Origin of the sequence: Variovorax robiniae (assembly GCF_037889955.1) — a bacterium.
Classification (GTDB): domain Bacteria; phylum Pseudomonadota; class Gammaproteobacteria; order Burkholderiales; family Burkholderiaceae_C; genus Variovorax; species Variovorax robiniae.
In genome coordinates this window covers 1-2,275 of sequence record NZ_JBBKZS010000078.1, presented here as the reverse complement: position 1 = coordinate 2,275, position 2,275 = coordinate 1, and the positions used below count along the sequence as shown (strand labels likewise).

The window sequence follows — 2,275 nt, the reverse complement described above, 5'->3', positions numbered from 1 at the left end:
AAAGGGGGAACGAGCTACAGTTATCCACAGTCGGCGTTCACGATGCCGGCCTCCGTCCCCGGGTCAAAGTTCAACCGGCAGGGTGGGTCAGAATTCAACCGGCGCCGACAGCCTTCACCGTCAGGCCGATGAAATCGAGGCACAGATCATCGCCTGGCATCGAGATCACGAGATCAGCAGAAAGCTGGCCGAGATTCCGGGCATCGGGCCCATCACTGCCAGCGCAATGGTGGCGACCATAGGCGACGCGAAGAACTTCAGCAGCGGGCGGCAGCTTGCGGGGTCCATTTGTTTTCAGTGCACAAACTGACGGTTCGAGCACTGAGGTTTGGCGCGGGTTTCCGAAGGCTCCCGCTCGCAAGTCGTTGTCGCTCCGCGAGTTTCTGTTACCCCTCTCGCGGCCTCCCAGGGCGCGCCGATGCTGGGTTGATATCAACCACTGGCCCTTGTTTTCCCTGCAGTTTGTGACGGTAGAAGTTGCGCGGCATAGCGCTCGACTGGGAAGCGGAACACGCCCCGCAGGTTGATGCCCTCCAGTCGCGTCGGCGCGATGCGCCCGGTCAGCGCCGGCGGCACGATCTGGCGCCGGTTGGCCCACCGATCCAGCACCGCCTGCATCTGCGTCGTGTTCCAAGCCATCACGATGTTGGCCAACAGGCTCAACGCATCGGCTACGGCCTGCATCTCGTCGGCACGCCGGGCTTGCGCCGGCGCGACGCGGCCGGTGTAGATTGCGCGCTTGAGCGCGTTGACCGCCTCGCCGCGGTTGAGGACCCTTCGCAGCTCGCGACGGAAGCCGGCATTGACGAAGTAGTCGGCCAGGAACGCCGTCCGCAGTAGCTTGCCCAACTGGACGCCTGCGTCATAGATCGGGTCTCCCCGTGCGGCCGATCCGAATCTGGCCAATGCGGTCACCGCGCTGGCATGGCCTGACATCACCGATGCGGCGAGGTGCACGAGAGTGTCCCAATGGGCTTCAATCAAAGCGGTGTCCACGCTGGCCTGACACACCGCGGCGATTTCGCCGGGGACCTTCATGTCCTTGGGCAAGAACAGGTGGCGTTGCTTGAGCTCCTTCAGCCGTGGGCACAGGTCGAAGCCCAATAGTCGAGACAGGCCCATCGCGAAGTCGGTGAAGCCGTGAGTATCCACAGCGAGTTGGGCCGTCTCGATCCGCTCCTGTCGAATGACGCCCTCGATGGCGGCGCCAGCCTGGCGCTCATTGAGCACGATCGGCTGGGCGTGGAAGATTCCCCAGCGGTCCTGCACGTGGCTGTAGACACCGACTGAAGCCGTCTGGCGCCTTGGGTCCTGACGTGCTTGCCACACACGCCGACTCGTCTCCAGGCTCATCATGTCCGAGGAGGCAAGATCGGTCCGGCCCCAGGTCGCGGCGATCGGGTGGCGCTGCATGAATTCAAGGACTGCCTGGCAAGCCTGTGCCAGTCGACGCTCGTCACCGGCCCAGCGCATGGCCTGACGGATGCTGGCGGCCGACAACTGCGGGATCATGCGTGCGCACTCGGCCGCCGAGAGGCTGGTGCCGTGCGCCAGGATGCCGGCATATGTCATCAGCAGTTCCTGGCCCGTCCTCGGCTCGCGTCCAAGCATGATCCAGCTGAAGCGCACCTCGGCGTCGACAGCGAGGATGGCCTCAGGCAGTTGCACCTCGCCGATACGCCGATCGAGTTGGGCACGAAGTCGTGTGACCTCGGGATCCTCATCATCGGCGGCCAATGCCGCCAGGTGCAACTCGTCGTCGACGCGCAGATCACCAGTGCGCGTGGCCGCCGCCACTGCCTCGACGCCGGCGCGCACGCGCTCGAGCAATGGCGCCAGGAACTCGCTCGCTTTGGCTGGCAATTGCAACCTGGCGTAGTGGCGCCGCGCTTCCGAATTCCAGCGCTCGTCAGGAAGAAACAGCTGCTCTCGCCCGCGGAAACTCAGTGAATGCTCGATCCAGACCGAGCCGTTGCGCACCGCGCGGCGTAGCGCGAGGAGGGTGGCGACCTCCATCGCCTTGAAGGCGCGCTCGCGGTCAGGGTCGGCAATGGCTTCGCGCCAGGCGGGGCCCAGGCGCAATGCCGCGACTTCGGCAGGAAGTCGCTTGGTGCCGCCCGCGTACGCGGCCCGCAGCCTGTCCAGGGCATCGAGCACTGGATGACCCCCGGTGGCCTGCCAAGGCAGGCGACTCACGCCCGCGAGCAGCGAGCGCACAGGGGCAATGGCGTCGATGAGTCGCTGCCGGATGACCGATGCCCGACTCGGCGGGCGC

General features: G+C 65.6%; 1 protein-coding gene and 1 pseudogene. One reads left to right on the top strand and one right to left on the bottom strand.

Annotated elements, in window-relative coordinates; translation table 11 throughout:
- Positions 1-130: 130 nt before the first annotated feature.
- Positions 131-280: pseudogene (locus tag WKW79_RS36865) on the top strand (transposase); the annotation flags it as partial.
- Positions 281-432: 152 nt separating this feature from the next.
- On the opposite strand, the gene WKW79_RS36860 reads toward WKW79_RS36865, so the two are convergent.
- Positions 433-2,275, bottom strand: a 1,843-nt coding sequence (locus tag WKW79_RS36860) for a Tn3 family transposase (RefSeq protein WP_340340169.1), incomplete at its 5' end; no start/stop codon positions are given.